Origin of the sequence: Fictibacillus halophilus (assembly GCF_016401385.1) — a bacterium.
Classification (GTDB): domain Bacteria; phylum Bacillota; class Bacilli; order Bacillales; family Fictibacillaceae; genus Fictibacillus; species Fictibacillus halophilus.
Genome location: NZ_JAEACF010000001.1, coordinates 2,984,779 through 3,006,036 on the forward strand (window position 1 = coordinate 2,984,779; position 21,258 = coordinate 3,006,036).

Below are 21,258 nucleotides of genomic sequence, written 5' to 3' on the forward strand. Positions count from 1 at the left end.
TAAAAAACACGTACCGTACACGACTAACTTCTTCCTATGTTCACACTTCTTTTTCTGTTCATAAAATAAGCCGCTACTTTTTCGATGGCGAGGCACGTCTCTTCTAAATCCTTTTCCGTATAAAATTCATTCACATTTAAGCGAACCGCTGTTTTCAACACGAGTTCTGCGTTCGGACAATCTCCTTCTTCATAGTTCTCACTCGTATATTGAAACGGTGTGTGTGTGCCTGGATAGGCTTGTTTTTCTTGAAACATCGTAAGCTGATAGATCACTTTCGGAATATAACCTGCGCCATTCGGTATTCCTTCTGCCTCTAGAGCTTCTGAAAACTCATCCCGTGTACAGCCTAGCGCTTCTTCATCCACTCTGAACATGTAGAACCAAAACGTGCTGTAGCTGTCATTCGGAATACGCGCTGGAAGAATACCTTTTATGCCTTCTAATCTTGCTTGAAGTTTCATGCCATACACGTTTCTCTGTTCGCAGATCCAATGCAGTTTCTTCAGTTGAGCAATTCCAACCGCTCCTTGAAGCTCTGTCATTCGATAGTTTGGCGCTAGAAATGAGATATCTTTATCTACATCTGTTCCAAGTCTCTGATAGTTTTTATCTGCAAACGCATGTGTTTTTTTGTAGTCGTCTTCATCACCAGAATTCACTGTAACGATGCCACCATCGCCTGTTGAGATGTGCTTGAAATCGTTGGTGCTAAAACAGCCATAATCACCTAGTGTGCCTGTTAGTCTTCCATTATAAGTAGCGAGGTAGCTTTGAGCACAGTCCTCGATCACTTTGAGGTTATGTTTTTTGGCAAGCTCCATAATTTCATCCATCTCGCACGGATTCCCAGCCAAGTGAACAACAATGATCGCTTTTGTTCGAGCCGAAATCTTCTTCTCGATCGTCTGTGCTGTCATGTTATAACTGGTTGGACACACATCAGCAAATACGGGTACTGCGTTTTGATACAGCACCCCGATTATCGTCCCTTGATCTGTAATTGGACTTGTAATTACTTCGTCTCCTTCTGTCACCCCTGCTGCACCAAGAGCCACATGGATCGCAGCTGTGCCTGAGGATGTCGCTACACTATACGAAACGCCATATATTTCATTAAAGGTATGAAGAAACGTCTTCACTTTGTTTCCAAAGTGATAAAACAGCGTATTTTGTTCGAGAGCTTCCATCACTTGAAGGGCTTCGTCTATTCCAAATCGTTTGCCCGTTCCAAATGGTGTTGTCTTCGTCTTCCTTCCACCGTTTATAGCGAGTTCAGGCATCATCCTTCACCCCTCCATCAAAGCTTCATTTCTTGGAACCACGTTCGTTGTTTTGACGCATTGAAGACCAAACTTATACGTGCCGTTAATCGCTGAACCATCTTGAACGGGAATATAGTACACAAGATCTTGTGACGGTTTGGGACCTTCTATAATAGGTGTCAGTGTGTTTGATAGACCTGTGATTTTAACAGTACGTCTTTCCCGCTCCCAACCGTTAATCTCGCATCCCGTCCAAAATGTAAAACCTTCACTTCGGGCCGTCTCGATTAACTCGACAAACGCTTCTCGTACAGCTGGTTGTGTGTAGAGATGAATCTGATGAAAAAGGAAATGTCCCACACCGTTCACCTGTTTCACTGCAGCTAAGAAGGGTTTGATCACCGACGTATCCGCTAAGCTATGATGATTAAGGTCTTGCGTTAAAAATCCGATCTCCAGCACATCATAGTTCCGATTTTCTTCATCATGCCAGGAAATCGGAAAATAAGGATGACATGTACCGAACAGCATACCGATGTTTCCTTTTTTGCTAGGTCCACGGCTTTCATCACTTTGAATACCATTCTCCTCACACCATTTAAAAAATTCTCCCCAGCCTTCAAACCGAGTATAGTGATTTTTATTGGATATCACGGTTGTTTTTCCAGTCGCTTTTTTTAGCCAGTCTGCCTGACGCTTAAATTCTTCTTCTGACCAAACTCCATTCTCTTTTTCAAGGGCATTGTAATGAAGAGCAATCTCTTGACCAGCATCCATCAGCTCTGGATATATTTCCGGTGAGTAACCAGGTTCAATGATGCACCACGTTGCACGCACATCTGTCTGTTTCACAAGATCCAGTGTCGTATATGCCGATTGATCATTATTCGTGTCACTGTCAAATGAGATCATCGCCACCTGGTCAATATGCTCTGGCCAATACCCTTTAAAGGGTAGAGTGGAGCCTTCATGCAAAAGTTCTTTAACAAGTTGTGAAAAGAATACCTCTTTCCATAGATCTGCATAAGGGTGGGGAAAATAGGATATTCCCGTTGGCGATTTAACACGATCTAGTTCCCAATCTAACGCAAATTCATCATCCGCTTTTAATATCCCTTCGTCTAAGTTGGCCGTACCGTCTAGTGCTGGAACACCATCCTTCGTTACGGGGTTTCCTCCTTGCTGAAGGGTGACGATCGTATACGGAATATCAACTGCCCATCTGCACAGTTTTCCTTTTTCATAAGAAAACGACTGATAGAGTGGAGAGCTTTCATTACCTGCTGTAACCTTACCGCTCGTCACTACAGCTCGTTCCCCAATCCAAGGGACGCTGTTGAAGAACCGGAGGGGAACCTCAGTTGTCCCCTCACCTTCAACGTGTGCGTAGCCTTTTTCAATGAGAGCATCTGTAGTCATGCCAAATTCATGAGCAAGAAAGTTAAGCCCGCTAAAAGACACAAGCGTACCTCCGTTCTTCATGAATGCCTTTAAACCTTTAATCTTATCGCCTGCCTCATCACAAGCAGCAACAATAACGCAATCGTATTTTAATAATTGATTTTCATCAGCTGTATAAACCCATTCAAAAGGTGCACCAATATGGTCTAAAATTTCTCCGACATATCTTTGAAACACATTTTCTCCACGATCCCAAAGCATCTGTGCAGCTTCAGTCTCTAGCAAAACACCTACTCTTGCTATCCTCATGTCCATTTCTCCTCTATTCTGTAACTGTAATTTTACAAATGCTTGTAAACTGTCCATCTTCTGTTGTCACTGTGATGTTGGCTGTACCTGGGTTTAGAGCTAAAACGTTACCTGCAGCATCAACTGATGCAACGTTGCTGTTGTCTGAGGTCCACGACACTTTTTTATTCGTTGCTATTTCCGGATAAACGAGCGCGCTCAGTTTAATGGACTCTGCTACCTTTAAGGTAACCTCTTCTTCTGAAAGCTTGACATGTGTTACTGAAACCGTTGGATCATTAACGGTGTAACGAATCAGGTGACTCTTTTCCTTCATATAAAAATTACCAAGATGATCTTGTGCAAGTCCGCCGATCTCTCCTGAATGAAGTTCTGTAATCTCTTTTGTGTCAGAATCGATAAAGAAGAAATGTCCGTCAATCGTTGCGTACATCTTCTGATCTTTTTCAGACCAGACCATCTGGGCATCCCCCCATCTAGCTCCGTTTATCTCAAACTTTTCTTCTGAATAAATGACTTCATTTGTTTCTGTATCCAAAATAAACAGGTTCCCATCTGCAAAGCCCCAAATGTTTCCGTCAGGTCCTTCTTTTAACGCCGTAATAGACTGTGCTCCAGAAACAGGAACAAATTCTAATGTTTTTTGTTTTGATGCGACATCATATAAAAATAATTTTGCTTCCTTCTCAGATGGCTCTTGGCCTAAGCCGCCACGAATCGTCGTTCCACCGTAAACGACACCGTCCCTGTACGCTAATGAGATCACAGATTGATTCTGTACAATGTTTCTAAACGTTTCTACTGATTTTGTAGTGGTGTCATAAACGGTAAGTGCTCCTCCAAGTTTTCCATAGTCAGGAATTGTCCCGATAAACAATTTGCCTTCTTGTTCCACACCAAGCATCGCGTATGGACGATCTTGCTCAGTTGCTTTCAGATCAAATAGCAATAACGGATTCACGTTCTTTTTCCAAGGTTTTGTAGTATCATGTTCATAAATTTTCGCACCAGGGTAAACACCGTAATAGATTTTGTTTCCGATCGATGTTATTCCTTCTGACTGACCAACTCCCGAAAACTGTGCTTTTGTGTTTGATAGCGGATCAAAGATAGCAATTCCGCCCGATAAGAAACCAGAGCTATAGATGCTTCCTTCTGGCCCCGTAAAAATAGACTTGATTTCGGTCGGTTGACGCAGCAAAGGCAGTGTTGTGACCTGCAGTTTTTTTGTTTCAAGATTGTATTTGATATACGTGCCGTTGTAGTTTCCAGCAAGAGCAGAGAGCGTGTAACCTGGAAACTCTGGATCGTCATAAGCCATGATTCCAAATCCAACGATGTTCTCACCTAGGTTGATGCCTGTATCTGCCGTTTCTTTACTTTGAATATTGTAGGTCAATAACTTCCCGCCGTACGTGTAATAGATGGTCTCACCATCTGGAGCAAGCGGTGAAACTCCTCTAGAGTGGGCACTAAACGAGCTTTCTACTTCTTCTGTTTCAAGGTCTATGACAAGCATAGGATATGTTCCGTTCTCCACACGCGCAAAGAGCTTTCCACCTTCAATATCCATGTCATACACTGATTTTGAAGAAGCATACTCTGCGGGTAGAATATCTACTTTCTCACCTGTTGTCAGGTTGTATTTTATTAAATGTGCATGTGAACCAACACCTGCATACAGTGTGTTTGTATCCGCGTTGTATTCAACGCTTCTTACATATTCTTCACCCGCTGCCATCGTTCCGTAATCGGTAAAGCCTGTCGCTGGGTCATATTGAAAGGCTTTTGCGCGAGGATACGTCCCGCCATAGATCTTTCCATCCTTACCAGGCTTCAGATCCCAGATCACGGTCTCACCTGGAACGGGTTGACCAAGATCTACTACGGTTTTCTTCACCGGATCATATTCATATAAATGGCCTTGCGAATAAGATCCAACGTATACTTTTCCGTTATCTGCCACGGTGACTGCCCATGCACCAGCAGCACCTGGAAGGTCATACACTTCTAATGATTCTTTTGTCTCTGCATTTAACACCTGCAGTTTTGCGGGCTCTCCAACCACTACGGTATAGATCAGATGCTCGCCATTCTGTGTTGTAACAAACGATCCTTCCATGACTGTCAGGTTGGAAATCTGTGTGCCAAGGTCTTCTATTTTTGACTCTGCTTTTACACTCTTGGTCGTTTCCGCAATCAACTTCCCTTTTTCACTAACCAGTTGAAAGCGAAGGACATATTGACCAGATTGGGAGAACTTTAATGTTCCTGTCTTTTGGTACTCAAATTGTTTCGGAAGGTTTAAGTGTTCTACTGTTCCAGAATTTAGAACGGATTCTGGTTTACCTTCTTGGCGTTCATAACGAAACAAAATATCTCCTGGACCTGATACTTTTTCAAATACTAGCTTTGCATTTTTATAGCTTTTACTTTTCTTTGTTGTTTTTAGGCTTAATGTCCCTTGGAGATAGCTCCCTACATCTACCACTTCAGGAAACTCAACATTCATCTCATATTTTGAGTTATTCTTATGTTTTGCAGTGGTTTCTTCTCCCCATACAGATAAAGGCATAGTTGTCGCAAGTGTTGATAGAAACAGTACAAAAGCAATCAAAGTGATCATAGGTCGGTTTTTCCAATACATCGTTTTCATCCTCCTATAGATTTACCTGAATTTTGTGTTCTCCTTTATCAATCACAAGGCTAAGTTCTGAGGACATGGTATGCTCTATTAAACTCTCATTAACCGTCACTGATTGAACGACACCGTGAACAACGATATGAAGTTCTTGTTGTGCAGTAGAAGTTATCCAAACCGTAACACTGCTATTCTTCTTCTCTACCGAAAAGCAACATTGCTCTTGGGACAACAGCCAAAACTCTCTATGAATTAGATAGCTACCGTTCGTACAGCTCCAACGTATAGGATCTTCATATAGATATTGAGCATCTGTTACGCTTCCGCTGCTGCTTGTTAATAAGCAATTTGATAGATTTGCAAAAAAGAAATGAGACTGTAGTATTTCTTGCCACTTCAAACTCACGTATTCGTCTGTTCTAACTACTTTTGGTTGAGGGGAATGGTTTTGAAATGAATCCACAACATGGATGGGTTCTTTTTTAATAAAAAGTTCTGAAACAGCCATGTGATAATTACTGGATGCCTCATTTTTTTCGATCACTATAAACAGGATGCTGTTGTTTCCTTTTTTCAAATAAAGGCGACCGAGGTCATGAATAGATCCTTGTACGTCAAACTCATGATAACCGTCAATGGTCGCAGCTGTTCTTCCGTTCACGATGACTTCATACTTTCCTTGCTTTGCACTCATATAAGGTCTGTAATAAACGAAATAGGCTCCTTCTTCTTCACAAGAAAAAGTAAATTCAATCCTCTCGTTTATTTTTTCAGAATGAAAATAAGCGTATGGGAAATCTGCTGTTTTTCTTTCTAACAGCCGCGCTGTTTGACAGCTAACAGGTAGATGAATAAAGGAGTGAGTCGGTTCCTCTACCGTTCCATATAACGGTCTTATCCAAGTGATAGTTGGTCCTTCATTACTCTTCACTGTTATGTCTGTGTATTTTCCGTACGCCTCTGCGCCTGGATACGTTTTTAACTCAGCAGAAGCTGATTGAGGATGTAATATCTGCAGATCCAGACCATGGTGATCACCATAGACTCTGTAAGAATTCTTCTTTTGGTCCGTCCAATGTCCTAGCGAATGAAAAAGAAAGCTTAGATCAAGAATCTCGCCACTATCAACGTCATCAATCACAATGTATTGACTTTGATCGATGTGAAAGATTTTCCGGTTCCATACGAGATGCTTTTCATATACGTCTATGGCTGTACCTTTTACATATTGGTAGAAGGGCGAAATGAAAGCTTCCGTAATTGAACTCTGACCTCGCTTAATCTGGCCTTTTCCATTAACAAGCATCGCATTATGTCCAACAGTCCCTAATGTAAAGTCACGTCTGGGTCCTGGTACGTAATCTTGATAACCTGGGTTAGTTATCAACCATTCACCTGATACATTTATACTCAAGTTATTTTGATCGAAGTGGTTGTGGTCACGTTCAGACGGACTCGATGTGAACCCGAGCATATGCGTATTTTCTTTCCATCCCGAACGAATAGAAGCCCAACCAATGGATTGAAAGACTTTTGAGGTTGGAAAATCGAGCACTTCATCTGGTGACACCGTTAATGAATCTTGTTTTTTATAATGAAAAAGCAAATCTTCCGACCAAGAGCCGTAACTCTGTACATAGTCGTGCAGTATCGGATCATCACACGTCTCAGATAAAAAAATCAGCAGACTTGTTAGATCTAGGTTGTGATAGGAATCAGAAAAATTGGCAAAAGTAGCACGGTTTCCACACCCTTGAAAATAGATAATCTGATTTAAAATTTCTTGAGTCAAATAGGGATGCTGTATGAGTGAAGCCCCAGTTATTCGATAATTTGCGTATAATGCAGAAACGATGTGTTGAAGAGCAACCGTATCATAGTGCAGCCCTTCTGATTCTTTGCGATCAAGCTTGCTCTCTAAGTAATAGGCTAAGTAACGACTGGATTCTTTTTGGAATACTTCGGTCTCTTCTCGACGGCCATGAAGCGTCAAGGAAGCGATCATCATAGCAGACATTCCTGCAACAAAAATATTGTGTTGATCTACAGCCCCAAAAAGCTGTTTTAATGGTTGTAATCCCTTTTCGATCAGTGCCTCTTCTACAATTTCCACCTCATCTGGAGTTAGCTCTGAATAAAGAAGATCATAAGAATAGGACACCGCCATCGTGAATATAGGAAGACTCAAACTCCACAGAGCACCTTTATCAGGAAACTCATACCACCTTGTGAACTTACAAAGTGCTATAAGTAATTCTTTTGCTTTGTCTTTGTAGGATTTTCTATTGGTAAGACAGAATGCTTTTGTTAATGTTTCTAATCTAGATTTAATTTGAAGTGAGACTTGGGTCCAAAACGGATACTCCTTGTATCCAGGAGGATTCATCAGGTTTAAGATGTCCTTGATCTGCAGTGGGTGATTCATCGTGATGATTGAAGGCGCATTCGGGTATGTAATCGTTATTTTTTGTTCGTTTTTATAGAGATTCGCTCTTTGGATCAAATGATCTCCAATCTGCTTATAATGGCTGTTGGCTGCATGAGGTTTGGTGTTATCTACACGATCACGAATCATGTTCAGGTCAGCTTCAGTAAAGAATAAACGCGGACTTGTAAGTTGATTGATCATGTTACACACCTCCTTGTAGACGTGTATTTTACTTGTATACGAAAAGGTATAGAAAAAGGCAATGAAGGGGGTAACATTGCCTTATTTCACGTTCATCACGGACTTATTCTCTAAAAGATCTTGCACTCTTTCGCAAACATCATCTACTCTTTCCATATTTGCCCATAGCAGATGGAGTTCGTATTGAATGCTGATGATCTCATCCTGAGTAAGTCCAAAATCTTTAACGGGTACCGCATGTTCCATCGACTTCAAGAACACATGATAATTTTCGGGGTGATTGTCTTTGTTCATGATATCCTCATTGGCAGCAATTCTACACGAAGCAGGAATGGTGCACATATTCTGCTTAATCACCATCTGCGCTTCATCACTTACCATAAAATCAACCAATGATCTTGCTACTTCTTTATAGGCACTATCTGAGTTAATGCCTAATCCTCCGCCCAACAGCAGTGTTGCGGGCTCCTTTTGCTTAGGAAGCTGCATGACATCCCAGTCAAATCCACAATCCTTAAACTCATTCATAAAGTAATACGTCGTTAGAATCATTGCCGCACGTTTTTTCATGAAAAGATCTTCCGCCAGCTGATTGCTTCCGTGCGTGAAAACAGGAGAAACTTTATGCTTATACATGAGGTCCACACAATATTGAAGAGCTTCTTTATTGGCTTTTTGGTTCATGATGGATTCTCCATCTTTTCTAAATCCGCCTCCGTTCTGCAACAAGAATACCGGCCATCTGTTAGGGGCAGAAGAAAAACAAAATCCAAATGTTTCTACAATGCTGTCGTTATTAACAACCGTGCTGTCTTTAGATACTTGCAGCAGCTGATTCCAAGACTTGATGTTCGATTCAGATTTTTTTATAAGGTCTTTGTTATAACAGATCACAACAGGAGAAAACACAAAAGGTACAGCTTTTTGTTTATTTTGATGTGTAAACATTCTCGAGACTGCCGAGTATGTCTTAAAGTTTTTAGGTGTGTGTTCTTCAAGGTAACGTGTACCATTCAGTTCTGTAACGTCACGAAAGTGGTGATCTGATAGAATAAAAACATCCGGTCCGTTCCCTGTTTTTATAGCTGAAAGAATGGTTTTAGCGTAACTATCGTTTGGATAGATCTCTAATTCTACCTTCACAAAAGGATTTTTTTGTTCAAACATCTTAATGATCTTTTTTACAACGTCGATCTCATAGGATGTGGAGAACCAAGCTAACTTAATGCTTTGTTTGTTCTGATTCTCTTGAAAAACAACACGATTCCCCTTACCCGGAATCTTCTCGATCAATCCTTCCTCAACAAGCTCAGCCAATCCTTTGCGAATGGACACTCTGCTCAGTTCAAACTGTTGAGACAACGTGTTCTCTGGCAGAATAAACTCCCCACGCTTAATCTTTCCACTTAAAATTTCATTACGTAGCTTTCTTAAAAAGTGTTGAAATTTTTCTTGGAAATCATCTTTTTTTCTTAGCAATATGATTCTCTCCAGACATTAATTATTGGCGTTAAGATGTTTTTCCAAAAATTCATACGCCAGCCTTCTTATAGAAGCAGGAAAATCGTGCCCACCATTCCCGCATAGATGAATAAATTGATCACTTGCACCTAACCATTCGTAAAGATCGTTAATCTGCTTCATCCCTTCCATCGCAGGTTCATAATGCGGAAAGATAGGATCGTTAAACGACATCCAATTAAAAAATGGAATCGGTGCTACTAATGAAGCAATCTCATGAAACTCAAACGGTACAAACCCTTTATTTATATCCTCACTAAGTCTTGGGATGTGAGAAAACCATTCCCTTTGACCCCAGCGGTGAATTTCTAAGTCTGCTTTAAAGGTTGCAAACCCACAGCTGGAAACCACACAGCTTATTCGGTCATCCAACCCTGCAAGAAAACAAGCGTTATAACCACCTAACGAGTGCCCAATTACGCCTACTCTTTTTGACTGATTCCGACTCAACTGTTGAAGTAAGCTGATACCATGCATATGATCAGACACCATTTTACCAACCGCGGTTCGGTCGGGGTTCTTCTCGTAAAAAGATTTTGTGTGGTACGGCCTTGCTCCTTTTTCCAGCCGCTCTCCTGCGGTGATCGTGTCTGGTGCAAGGACGATAAACCCTCGCTTTACTAGTTCAAGTGCATACTGACGATTTTCTCTACCATATTCTGTGGCGATATCATTTTTTCCTTTTTCGTCTGTAGAGTGTAGCGCGAGAACTGCCGGTGCCGTTTGAACACCATTTTGAGGTAACAACAAGAGAGCTGTAACAGCATCACCGTCTATCGTGTGATACCTCAGTAATTGTTCGATATAACCTTGTTTTTCCGAGATCTTTATTGTTTCATAACCTATTTTGCCACTAGGAATAGTCAATCTACCTAAATAAGAAGTCCAGATTTGTTTGATCTTTGACCTTTTCTCTTCCCAGTCTTTCTTTGTGAAATGATGCTCTATCAACTTAGGAAGCGGACTCTGATTTAGATCACTCAATCTATACATGGAACTTCCTCTTCTAAAAGCAATGCATGAAGTTCCGCTCTGCTTGTATAATAAAGCTGATTCTTTATTATGGCTCCGCCCATTGTGGCTTCAAGCTGCAGATGCTGCAGAACTCCAATCTGTTCATTCTTAACCTTTAAAAGCGCTTTTGAAAAAATGAAGTATAAGATATCACCTTGTTGGACCATTCCTTCTCTTACAATTACACCATAGGATTTTAAATCTGTACGAGAGATCTCTTCTTTTTTATTTAAGTCCCAGACGATATAGAGCGAACATCCCGTGACAAGATGCAGCATCCCTTTTTTATCGATCGCTAGCTGCTTAATCTCTCGTACTCGTTCAAATGAGTGAACTTCCACCTTCTTTTTCTTCTTTATATCCAGAACCAGGAGATGAGCATTTTGTGATATCGGCTTTGCCCCACCAGGGGTCTCAATACTCGTTCCCGCAGCCACTAGGTCTTCCGTATAGGAAGCTAGAGAAACAACGCTTTCACCTACTACCAACTCTTCGTTATTCCAAACATCCATCTCTTCGGTTGTTGGATCTAGTACAGCAAGACCTCCACCCAAGACACCATAAGCACCGAATCCACCGAATATGAGCTTAGAGTTGTCGTTCATCGTCACAGCAGCTCGAGGGCGGTAGATTTCTGGGACGGAAGATAGATAATCCACTTTTAGTCCTTCTTCATGCTGGGAAATCTTATGAATATGACCTCCAGCGTAAGCTGCTCCATATAAAGAATCTCCCCATTCGGTATAGGCGCAAATATTACCTCCACCACCATACTGAACGATTTCTTTTGGATAAACGCGATAATCAGTTTGATACGTATAGAGTCTGAGCGGATGATTGGATGTGCCAATGATTGCGCCGTTCCATTGTGCTATCGGTGAAAGATCAGCACCTTTTGACTGATAGTTTAGCGGAATATCAGAACCGTTAATTGTACACGTTTGATCAGGTAAGCTGTACGTTATTTCACCTTGAAACCGATTTGAATGATTTATACGATGAAACCCTGCTCCTTGTACACTCTGTATTAATTCGACAGGCTGATCAATAGATTTACATCTTCCATCGATAAGAGAGTACCAATTTTCTTCATCATCCCTATCTTTTTTTCCAAAGACTTCACCAGTTACAGTCTCGCATACATAACCATATCCAGATGTTCTTTCCTCATCTTTAAGGAAAGAAACCTTCTCACTCTTTTCGCGATGAAAGGCTATGATGTCTTTCCGATGTGTTCCAATTCCCGCATAGATCCAGCCTTTATTACATACCGCCATTGTTCCCGTGTACATCTCGTTCTCGTCGAGCTGCTCTAATAAAGACAGCATCTTTGTATCTGAATTATATTCAGAAAGATATGTTCCGGGGTATGAGCTGAAATACACTTTGTTATCACGGTTTGATGCGGTCATACAGATCCCTGCTATCTCCTCACTATTAATCGCGTGTTTCTGTACATCGTACCAGGAGTTCTTTTCCGGATCATAGACTAAGATCAGCTTTCCGGCTGATGTGTAAAAGAGCCCAGACATATCGCTGCAAGAGTCGTATGGATATTCTCCGTTTGTCTCTATTGGATAATCTAACTGACATACTCCATACGTTTTTAGATTTACTGATAGGAGTAGACCTTTTGCAGCAATCACTAAATATGGCACAGCATTCCGTATGCATATTGATGCTGTTCGATTTTCTAAACTATTTACAGGCGTACCAAGTGAAACGGTGTTAACGACTGTCATACCATCACCTTACCTCAGTGTCTATTTTAATCCGGACAATGAGATTCCTTCTGTAAAGTACTTTTGGAAAAAGATAAATACTAAAAACGTGGGTATAAAGGACAGAGTAGCACCTGCCATCTGAAGTCCGAAGTTTCCTGTTTTATCAAGCAACGTGGCTAACCCGACTGTCAACGGATACATCTCTTCAGACGTCGTAAAGATCAACGGAGAGAAAAGATCGTTCCAGTTTCCAATAAAAGCGAAGGTTCCGATCGTTGCCATAGCGGGCTTTGATAGTGGCATGATAACTTTGAAAAAGATCTGTAGGTCGGTCGCTCCGTCCATCCATGCCGCTTCTTCTAATTCTTTTGGAATAGATTGTAGATATTGTCTGATTAGAAACACACCCATGATCGTCCATAGTTCAGGAACGATGAACACGAGATACGTATCGATCCAGCTTAAATAATTAAAGAGAATATAGTTTGGAATAATTAACAGCTGACGTGGCACCATCACCATCGCGAGAAGTGACCAAAAGATTAACTCTTTCCCTTTAAACTCCTTTTTTGCAAAGATATAACCGATCAGCGTACAAAAGAACACTTGCGTTATTACAGGAATGATCGTAATGATGACCGAGTTCATAAACCATCTTGGAAAGGATTCGTTAATTAAGATCTTTGCGTAATTTTCTATCGTTGGCGTTGTTGGCAGCCAAAATAATGGATCTGCTACAAAAAGGTCAAGATCGTTAAATGAGCCCGAAATCATGATTACGAAAGGGGCAAAAAAACAGATGGCTATTATAGATACAAGAATATAGATAATTGTTTTTTTCAAAACCTCACTCCTAGTAATAGCTGACTTCTTTACCAAAGTACTTTCTTTGTATCAAGGAGATCACGAGTATAATCATGAATAAAATGTATGCAAGAACGCTAGCGTAACCTAATCGAAGTGATGTAAATGCGACCGTGTACATGTAGTAAACAATGGTTGTGGTAGAGTAATCAGGACCACCACCTGTTAGTAGGTAGGCAGAGTCAAAGACTTGAAACGAACCGATCGTCGTAAAGATAGCGACATAAAAATGTGTTGGTTTTAACAACGGAAAGGTAATCAACCAAAATGACTTCCATCCTGTTGCACCATCGATCGAAGCCGATTCATAAAGATGACGAGGTATCGAATTCAATCCAGCTAGATAATAGATCATCGTACTTCCTGCCACTTTAAACACGCTTAGAAAAGCTAACGTTATTAGGGCCATCTTTTTACTTGAGAAGAAACTTACAGATTCAAATCCAAACCACGAGAGTACATAATTGACCACTCCATAATCGTTACCGTTAAACAGCCATGCCCAAATTCCTGCAATGACGACAAACGAGGTAACAACAGGCAAAAAGAAGATGCCTTTAAATATCTTATTGCCCCATAATCCCATATGAAGAAATGATGCTAATATGAGTCCGAGCGCCATTGTTGGCACGACATAATACAGAGTGAATAGTGTTGTGTTATATAGCGATTTCCACGCCATCTCATCGTGCAGAACCGCTTTCCAATTCGCCAGACCAATAAATTTTGGTTCCCCTATGATCGGCCAGTTCATAAAGCTTAAAAAAAGGCTTCCTATGAGTGGCAGACCTTGAAAGATTGCAAAATGGATAAAGACGGGAATTAAAACGATATATACAAGTTTGTTCTTCTTCCATGATTTCTTAAATTGAGCGGACATAGATGGCTTGTTCTGCAGGTGGTTTCGATTGGGTTTATTAAGATCAGTTGCTGGTTGTGCCAACGCTTTCCCTCCTAGAGGTTTAGCAAACGGGACAGATAAAACGTCTGTTTATCTGTCCCAAGCCAACCCATGTAATGACTCTTTATCCTTCTTGATCCATCGTCGTTTGAATCTTTTCTTCAAGCGCTTTAATAGACTCTTTTGGTGAAGATTCTCCTAAGAGTACTTTTTGGAAGCTAGATTGAACATCCGGACCAATTTTTCTTCCAACAGGGTGAAGCACTCCTGGATTTGCTACTTTTGCCTGTTCAACGAGCTTTGACATCATCTCGTCACCTTCGTAAATATTAGCTGCTGATTTTTTTGGTGGAATATATCCCGCCATCTTACAGAACGCGCTCATATTCTCCGTGTTTGTTAGGTATTCAACGAACTTAGCAGCTTCTTTTTGATGCTTGCTTGATGTTGGAACCACATAGCTTCCTGTTGTTCCATACGTTACTTGTTCCTTATTCTTTAAGATTGGTCCTACTCCCCACTCAAAGCCTAGATCCTTATCACGGTTAGCAGGTACAAAGTTATTCGGATACATTAATACGGCTAGTTTACCAGCCATAAAGTTTGCCATACCACCGTCTGTTTCAGTAGCTGTATCTTTAGACAAGTATCCTTTTTTAAATAAGTTGTTGATATATTCATAGGCTTCCACAGATTCTGGACTGTTTACCATAATATCGCCTTTTTTGTTAATAACGTCTCCACCCGCCTGCCAGATAAACGGATAGATGCTCATATTTGGTGTGCCTCCTCCTGAGAAATTGATCAGGAATTTACCTTGCTCTTTCACTTTAGGACCTAACGCTTCAAGCTCATCCCACGTCTCTGGCAGATTGTTAGGATCTCCACCAGCTGCTTTAATGAGATCTAGATTATAGTAATACGTCATAACACTGTTCAGCATTGGCAACCCATATGTTTTTCCATCATACGTTACAACATCTAGTGCTGCCTCGTTATAATCTTCTAATGTCTTTTTGTCTACATGATCGTTGATCGGAGCTATAATATTCATAGATACATATTGTGCAAGCTGATCTGGTATAGAGTAGAATGCATCTGGACCATTCTTAGAGGCAAGAGCTGTAAGTATTTTTTCTTCACGATTCGCCCACGGCAATACTTGCAGATCTACTTTTATGTTTGGATTTTCTTTTTCAAAGCCTGAAATGGCATTGTCCCAAAACTTCTTTTCTTCTCCACCAATGTCATCTCCTCCCATAAAGGGATGCGTCCAAATTTTAATCGTTACCTTTTCATCTGAGGATCCACCTGCTGACTCTTTATCGGAGCAACCAGCCAAAAATACAGATAGCAATAATAGCACTGAAAACAAACTAAGCATAACCTTTCGTTTCATCGCTTTTCCCCCTAAATTTTAATGGTTTTTGACTGAGCAAGATGGAGAAGTGATTATTAAATACATGTATATGACCTGTATACATAATAATAAATACTACTCCTTTAGTCAATATATTCTGAAAATTTATTCAGCTATTATTTAAAGCTGTAGATCACTTTGGGTCTTCCTTTAAAACTTGTTTTTTCCTGACCTGCGATAACTACTAAATTAGCATCCTGCCACTTTAAGAGAATGCGGTGAGCACTTCTTAACGTTATTTCAGAAACGCTCGCAAAATCATGTGCCGTGAAATGCTTTGCTTCCTTTCTAGAAAGAAACGCTTTTAGCCGATCCATATGAACAGCTGTCATCCCAACTTCTTTCGCTTCTTTAATTGCTTCTGAATTGGTGACGATGGTGTGATATGTCGCTGGTGCACCAAAGGCGATCGGCCCAAAAACCGACTGATCCTCTCTAACCACATAACATGCACTCTCCTTGAATGCTAATGCATGCTCCAACGCTATCTTCGAATATATTCCAGCTTGTTTGTTTGAAGCATGAAAGCCAATCCCCATGTGAATAGCAGCGTCCTCATTACCTGAGATTAAAGGTAAAAATTTATAACCTTGTGTCACTCGTTCAAATATTCCTCTTTTAGACGTGAGAATATAATCGCTCGAGGTAACCTCTATCAAATGACCTTCTACTAATGAAGAGAAAGCTTCTATTAACTTCGGGTTCCCTTTTGTTATCTTAATATAGCCGACAACTGCCTGATGTTCTTTTTTTCGACGTGATTCTGTCGAAAGTAGACTACGCTCAAGAGCAACAATCATATCTTGATCGGTTGGATAAATAAGATCTTTTTGTAAACATTCAATACTATGGTAGACGTTATTCCTTGCTGTAAGCACGAGTGGCTCTTCAGCTTCTTTAATATTTGAGTAGTGTTGCTTTAGTACCTCATTGTGATTTAAAGAGACAGAAACAATTTTCACAGCTCCTGAAAACCCTATTTCTTTAAAAAGTCTTTTTACGGACAGCTCACTTAATGAATCTATAGAAACTAAATCAACTGTACGTAAAATCCTTTTGTTCATATATAGAGTTCGATAAAGACTTGAAACGGATGGATGTAAGAAATGAAGCGGTATATGTTTAGGTAGAGAGTTTATTTCTAAAAATGAATCATAGTCGAAAAACAATCCTGCTTCTAACTCGTCTCTTGCAGCTACCCAGATTTTCTTAATATTGCCTGAATGACATTTAAAATAATAAGGATGAAAAGAGGGGAATTGCTTAAGCATGTATTTTATCTGCTCAAGCATGTATGAATCGCCAAACAGTCCAATTGGTATCTTTGTATTGTTATTCATAGCAAACTCTCCAATTTCATACATGATATTGGTAGAGTTCGTTCCTTTTCCAAGAAACCCTTTAATGATTTACATGCGACTTCCAAGATTTAATGTTTTGTGAAACAAATACATCATCGTTCAGGTGTGGATACATGTTATAGATACGATCAATCTCCTCTTTTTGGCCTGAGGATAAGTTTTCATCGGGATTCAAACACCAAATTCCGTTTAACAACCCTTGCCTTCTTAGCACTTCATGAATACCCGCTATACAGCCTTTAAATCCATTATTCGCATCAAAGAACGCTGCGTTGCAATCGGTTATTTCTATTCCTTTTGTAAGCAGTTCTGATGTACTGATCTTCCTTTCTTTAATCTGGTGAAGAAGCTCAACAGCTCGATGCGTCCATACTGCCCAGTGTCCTAAAAGTCCACCAACAATCTCTTTTTCACGAAATTCATTCCCTATTTTGAAGCGATATGATGTGAGAAGGTCACCTACGATATTGTCGTCATTACCGGTATAAAGAGCAATCTCATCATACCGAGATGACTCACAGACCGCACGAACAACATCTAATGTTTGATAACGATTGAACGGTGCTAGCTTAATCGCCATTACGTTTGGTATTTCGCAAAACGACTTCCAAAACTCATAACTTAATATCCTTCCACCTACTGACGGCTGCAAATAAAACCCGAACACTGGAATGATTGATGAAATTTCTTTTGTCCGTTCCAAAAGCTGTTCTTCTGTGTAGTTTTGTAACCCTCCCATACTGAGGAGTCCAAGGTGGTAGCCGTGTTTCAAGGCGATATGAGCTTCTTTTATCGCCTGACTTGTTTCACCGCATATTCCTGCAATTTTTATAAAACTGTCAAGTTGCTGGTTGTTATCGATTTCTTCAGCAGCTAATGACAGTACTTTTTCGTATAAATTATATTGAGGCATACGGATTTCAAATTGTGTAGTGTGCACTCCTACCGCTACACCACCAGCACCACTCGCTAAGTAATATCGGGTGAGGAGACGCTGATTTTCTTCATCTAGTGAACGGTTCTCCTTTAGAGCTAGTGGATGAGCAGGAATGACAACACCTTGATTTAAGCGTTCTTTTATCATTAAAGGTAATGAGATGGTCATTTAAAACGCTCCCTCTCTTTCTTGAAATTTAGATGGTTTGTTATGTGTCACTCCTCCTTGCTTAACCCAGTCTGCCGTCCATTCAATCATTTCGGCTAGCGTTACCGATGGATAACCATACATTTTAAATGCTTGAGCGGCATTGCTAAGTAAGGATCGATCTGATTCTTCATTCATAAAAACGGGAACCTTGTTAAAGTACTTTCCAAACTCTTCAGCAGCATAGCGGACAGAAAGGGTTTCTGGTCCTGTTACGTTTAGTATTTTGGCAGGTGACGTACAATAGTTTAGCGAGCGAATTGCCCAGTCATTGGCATCTCCTTGCCAAATGACGTTGGCATTCCCCATACTTAAATTTATTGGTTTTTGTTGATTTACTGATTCAGCTATATCCATCAATACACCATATCTAAGGTCAATCGCGTAATTTAATCTAAAAATGAGGGTTGGTGTGTGATTGGTTTTGGAGAAGTGTTCAAAGATTCGTTCTCTTCCCAAACAAGACTGCGCATACTCTCCGATAGGATTCGTTAAGGATGTTTCTGTAGACCCCCCTCTATTGACTGATGTAAGTGGGTAAACGTTACCTGTTGAGAAGGCAACAATATTTGAGTCGCTGAACATTTCAGCTACTTTCCCAGGAAGGTATGCATTCATCGCCCAAGTGAAACTTTCATTATTAGAAGTGCCAAACTTATTGCCTGCCATATAAATCACATTCTGTAGTTTAGGAAGTTTGTTAAGGTCCGATTCGTTTAACAAGTCAGCGGCAATGGTTTCTATTCCATCGTTTTCTAGCTCATTTTGCAGATTTCCGTTTGAAAAACGAGAAACGCCTATTACCTTCTTAGAGATACCCGCTTGATTTATGGCACGCTTAGCAAGCTTTGCCAAGCTCGGTCCCATCTTCCCCCCGACACCAAGTATCAAAATATCTCCATCCATCTTTGTGATCTCTTCTACTAGCTGTTGGGACGGACTCGAAAGTCGGTCTTCAAGCTCCTGAATGTTTTTCATATAAACCCTCCTGTTTTCATGAGTTGTGTTTAGGTTACTCCGGCTCGCAGTGTCTAAAATAGGACCAAAATTGGGGTCTGACCCCACACAAATACAAATCCCTTACTTTTGTCCACCTGAGTAGCACAATATAAAAATCCCCCAAATACGCGTTTAAAAACAGCGGATTTGGGGGATTTGGTTCTAAAGGACTAATGTTTTTAAGGAATAATGCTCATAGCTTCCTTTGTATTCATTGCTTTTTTATATTCAGCTTTAAGGTCATCTACTACTTCCTGAATCGTAGCTATTTTCTTTACACTTCCAACACCTTGTCCTGCTGACCAGATATCTTTCCATGCTTTCGCTTTGGATTCAGAGAACGAGAGATCAACGGCATCTTTTTTCATCAAGTTTTCTACATCAAATCCCGCTTTTTGTAGGGATGGAAGCAGGTAGTTTCCTTTTATTCCACTAATCGCGTCTGTATAAACAAGATCCTCAAGAGTCGATTCAATCAACATCTGCCGGTAATCTTCGCTCGCCGAAGATTCTTGAGTCGCAATAAAGCGCGTTCCCATGTATACGAGATCTGCTCCAAGGATCTTGGCAGCCAGTATTTCTTCACCTGTTGAAATCGCCCCAGCTAGAATCGTCATTCCATCCCAGAATTCTTTTACTGCTTTTAAGAAAGCAAATGGATTTAACGTACCACCATGGCCACCTGCCCCACTGCATACGAGTATTAATCCATCGATGCCTGTCTTAGCAGCCTTACGAGCGTGATCAAGCGAGATAACGTCAGAGAATACGAGACCACCGTACCCGTGAACGATTTTAGCCACATCGCTTGGATTACCTAGAGATGTAATCACCACTGGCGGCTCATATTTTTTTATTAGCTCTACATCTTCTTCAAAACGTTTATTCGTACGGTGAACAATTAAGTTAACACCCCATGGAGCTATCTTTGAAGAAGGATCTTCTTCCCTAGCTTTACTTAGCTCTTCAGAGATATGTTTCATCCAATTCTCTAATAGATCGGAGGTGCGTGCATTCAGTAATGGGAACGTTCCAATAATTCCGTTCTTGCAGCTTTCCAAGACCATATCAGGACTTGATACTAAAAACATGGGTGCATTTATGACGGGTAGACTGAGTTGATTCGACAAACTTAATGGCAAATTGCTGTTCAAGTACGATCATCCTCTCAACTAATTAAGTGTACTAATTAAAAAATCACCACCTTAACATGTTCGCTAAGCCTTGAAACAATCCTTTTTTCTCATTTTGATGAGCATTAGGTAAAAATAAATATTACATTTATGTTACTGTCATTTTCTGACAACATTTTTTGAACAGCTTGTATATAATCAATTTGAGTTAGGTCATTTGTCTCATCCTTCAGACAAGGGCAAACATTTTCGAAAGATATGGGCGCAAAGCCACGGGTCTAAGGCAACTGCTAGGATCGCCGGGCTACCTGAACATCACGCTTATCTGGAGGGAAATCTAATGGAGAAAAAGACAACGTTAGATCGCGAGTGGATTCTTTTAATGAAGGAAGCTAAGGAAAACGGCATTACAAAGGAAGAAATTATGGATTTTTTAAAAAATCCCCAATTCATGACAATTGATGGATCTTTTTCACCAGAAAAGCTTGTCATCAAGTAAGAACTAGTACTTATTTACTTCCCTAAATATTGAAGATATAATTAAATTATTATGACTTCTAAAATGGGGAATGCAAATGGTAATTGGGGAAAATTTAAAAAAGTACCGCACAGAAAAAGGCTTCTCCATGACTTCCTTAGCTGAAAAGGCTGGAGTAGCTAAATCTTACATAAGCGCATTAGAGCGAAATATTCAGCAAAACCCTTCCATTCAACTTCTCGAAAAGATCGCGGAGGTCCTTGATATTTCTGTCGATCATCTGATCAAAGAGGAAGTAAATAACGAAGAACTTGACCAAGAATGGGCCAATCTTGTAAAAGAAGCCATGGGTTCTGGTGTAAGCAAAGAGCAGTTTAAAGAGTTTCTCGAATTTAACAAATGGAAAAACAAACAAAACTAACCACCTGATGAAATCAGGTGGTTTTTACGTTGT

General features: G+C 40.4%; 16 protein-coding genes and 1 riboswitch. Of the genes, 2 read left to right on the plus strand and 14 right to left on the minus strand.

Going from position 1 to position 21,258, the window contains the following annotated elements:
- Positions 1–23 precede the first annotated feature (23 nt).
- The 14 genes from I5J82_RS15255 to I5J82_RS15320 form a co-directional block, all read right to left on the minus strand.
- Positions 24–1,286 carry a DegT/DnrJ/EryC1/StrS family aminotransferase gene (locus I5J82_RS15255; protein WP_332873664.1) on the minus strand — a complete coding sequence of 421 codons (1,263 nt, stop codon included), beginning with the start codon at positions 1,284–1,286 and terminating at the stop codon, positions 24–26.
- Positions 1,287–1,289: 3 nt separating this feature from the next.
- Complete coding sequence (locus I5J82_RS15260) at positions 1,290–2,975, minus strand: polysaccharide deacetylase family protein (RefSeq protein WP_198768572.1); 1,686 nt, start codon at positions 2,973–2,975, stop codon at positions 1,290–1,292.
- 13 nt (positions 2,976–2,988) lie between these two features.
- Complete coding sequence (locus I5J82_RS15265) at positions 2,989–5,622, minus strand: Ig-like domain-containing protein (RefSeq protein WP_198768573.1); 2,634 nt, start codon at positions 5,620–5,622, stop codon at positions 2,989–2,991.
- Between the two features lie 13 nt (positions 5,623–5,635).
- Positions 5,636–8,245 (minus strand): heparinase II/III domain-containing protein, encoded by a 2,610-nt coding sequence (locus I5J82_RS15270; protein WP_198768574.1) that lies wholly within the window; start codon positions 8,243–8,245, stop codon positions 5,636–5,638.
- A gap of 81 nt (positions 8,246–8,326) precedes the next feature.
- Positions 8,327–9,724 (minus strand): extracellular solute-binding protein, encoded by a 1,398-nt coding sequence (locus I5J82_RS15275; RefSeq protein ID WP_198768575.1) that lies wholly within the window; start codon positions 9,722–9,724, stop codon positions 8,327–8,329.
- 18 nt (positions 9,725–9,742) lie between these two features.
- Positions 9,743–10,759, minus strand: a complete 1,017-nt coding sequence (locus I5J82_RS15280) for an alpha/beta hydrolase family protein (protein ID WP_198768576.1) — start codon at positions 10,757–10,759, stop codon at positions 9,743–9,745.
- Positions 10,747–12,522 (minus strand): hypothetical protein, encoded by a 1,776-nt coding sequence (locus I5J82_RS15285; RefSeq protein ID WP_198768577.1) that lies wholly within the window; start codon positions 12,520–12,522, stop codon positions 10,747–10,749. The genes I5J82_RS15280 and I5J82_RS15285 overlap by 13 nt, the downstream gene beginning before the upstream one ends.
- Before the next feature lie 21 nt (positions 12,523–12,543).
- A complete protein-coding gene (locus I5J82_RS15290; protein WP_233096502.1) occupies positions 12,544–13,347 on the minus strand; it encodes a carbohydrate ABC transporter permease in 804 nt (267 codons plus the stop codon).
- Between the two features lie 10 nt (positions 13,348–13,357).
- Entirely contained in the window at positions 13,358–14,248 is an 891-nt protein-coding gene (locus I5J82_RS15295; RefSeq protein WP_198769039.1) for a carbohydrate ABC transporter permease, read from the minus strand.
- Between the two features lie 145 nt (positions 14,249–14,393).
- Positions 14,394–15,668 carry an ABC transporter substrate-binding protein gene (locus tag I5J82_RS15300; RefSeq protein WP_198768578.1) on the minus strand — a complete coding sequence of 425 codons (1,275 nt, stop codon included), beginning with the start codon at positions 15,666–15,668 and terminating at the stop codon, positions 14,394–14,396.
- Positions 15,669–15,805: 137 nt separating this feature from the next.
- Positions 15,806–17,029, minus strand: coding sequence for a hypothetical protein (locus I5J82_RS15305; RefSeq protein ID WP_198768579.1), 1,224 nt, complete (start codon positions 17,027–17,029; stop codon positions 15,806–15,808).
- Between the two features lie 61 nt (positions 17,030–17,090).
- The gene (locus I5J82_RS15310) at positions 17,091–18,155 is read right to left on the minus strand and encodes a dihydrodipicolinate synthase family protein (RefSeq protein ID WP_198768580.1); all 1,065 of its coding nucleotides are present in this window, start codon (positions 18,153–18,155) and stop codon (positions 17,091–17,093) included.
- Complete coding sequence (locus I5J82_RS15315; RefSeq protein WP_198768581.1) at positions 18,156–19,172, minus strand: NAD-dependent epimerase/dehydratase family protein; 1,017 nt, start codon at positions 19,170–19,172, stop codon at positions 18,156–18,158.
- 200 nt (positions 19,173–19,372) lie between these two features.
- A complete protein-coding gene (locus I5J82_RS15320) occupies positions 19,373–20,347 on the minus strand; it encodes an NAD(P)H-dependent flavin oxidoreductase (RefSeq protein ID WP_269819578.1) in 975 nt (324 codons plus the stop codon).
- Between the two features lie 207 nt (positions 20,348–20,554).
- A riboswitch (cyclic di-GMP riboswitch) is annotated at positions 20,555–20,638 on the plus strand.
- A gap of 28 nt (positions 20,639–20,666) precedes the next feature.
- Here I5J82_RS15320 and I5J82_RS15325 point away from each other — a divergent pair.
- Together I5J82_RS15325 and I5J82_RS15330 are read left to right on the plus strand one after the other, a co-directional pair.
- On the plus strand, positions 20,667–20,825 hold the full coding sequence (locus I5J82_RS15325; protein ID WP_198768582.1) for an anti-repressor SinI family protein: 159 nt from the start codon (positions 20,667–20,669) through the stop codon (positions 20,823–20,825).
- Positions 20,826–20,901: 76 nt separating this feature from the next.
- On the plus strand, positions 20,902–21,225 hold the full coding sequence (locus I5J82_RS15330) for a helix-turn-helix domain-containing protein (RefSeq protein WP_198768583.1): 324 nt from the start codon (positions 20,902–20,904) through the stop codon (positions 21,223–21,225).
- Positions 21,226–21,258: the final 33 nt, after the last annotated feature.

Coding starts and splice junctions, on each gene's coding strand:
- I5J82_RS15255 (WP_332873664.1), bottom strand. CDS start 1,286: ATGATGCCTGAACTCGCTATAAACGGTGGAAGGAAGACGAAGACAACA.
- I5J82_RS15260 (WP_198768572.1), bottom strand. CDS start 2,975: ATGAGGATAGCAAGAGTAGGTGTTTTGCTAGAGACTGAAGCTGCACAG.
- I5J82_RS15265 (WP_198768573.1), bottom strand. CDS start 5,622: ATGTATTGGAAAAACCGACCTATGATCACTTTGATTGCTTTTGTACTG.
- I5J82_RS15270 (WP_198768574.1), bottom strand. CDS start 8,245: ATGATCAATCAACTTACAAGTCCGCGTTTATTCTTTACTGAAGCTGAC.
- I5J82_RS15280 (WP_198768576.1), bottom strand. CDS start 10,759: ATGTATAGATTGAGTGATCTAAATCAGAGTCCGCTTCCTAAGTTGATA.
- I5J82_RS15285 (WP_198768577.1), bottom strand. CDS start 12,522: ATGACAGTCGTTAACACCGTTTCACTTGGTACGCCTGTAAATAGTTTA.
- I5J82_RS15295 (WP_198769039.1), bottom strand. CDS start 14,248: ATGTCCGCTCAATTTAAGAAATCATGGAAGAAGAACAAACTTGTATAT.
- I5J82_RS15300 (WP_198768578.1), bottom strand. CDS start 15,668: ATGAAACGAAAGGTTATGCTTAGTTTGTTTTCAGTGCTATTATTGCTA.
- I5J82_RS15305 (WP_198768579.1), bottom strand. CDS start 17,029: ATGAATAACAATACAAAGATACCAATTGGACTGTTTGGCGATTCATAC.
- I5J82_RS15310 (WP_198768580.1), bottom strand. CDS start 18,155: ATGACCATCTCATTACCTTTAATGATAAAAGAACGCTTAAATCAAGGT.
- I5J82_RS15315 (WP_198768581.1), bottom strand. CDS start 19,172: ATGAAAAACATTCAGGAGCTTGAAGACCGACTTTCGAGTCCGTCCCAA.
- I5J82_RS15325 (WP_198768582.1), top strand. CDS start 20,667: ATGGAGAAAAAGACAACGTTAGATCGCGAGTGGATTCTTTTAATGAAG.
- I5J82_RS15330 (WP_198768583.1), top strand. CDS start 20,902: ATGGTAATTGGGGAAAATTTAAAAAAGTACCGCACAGAAAAAGGCTTC.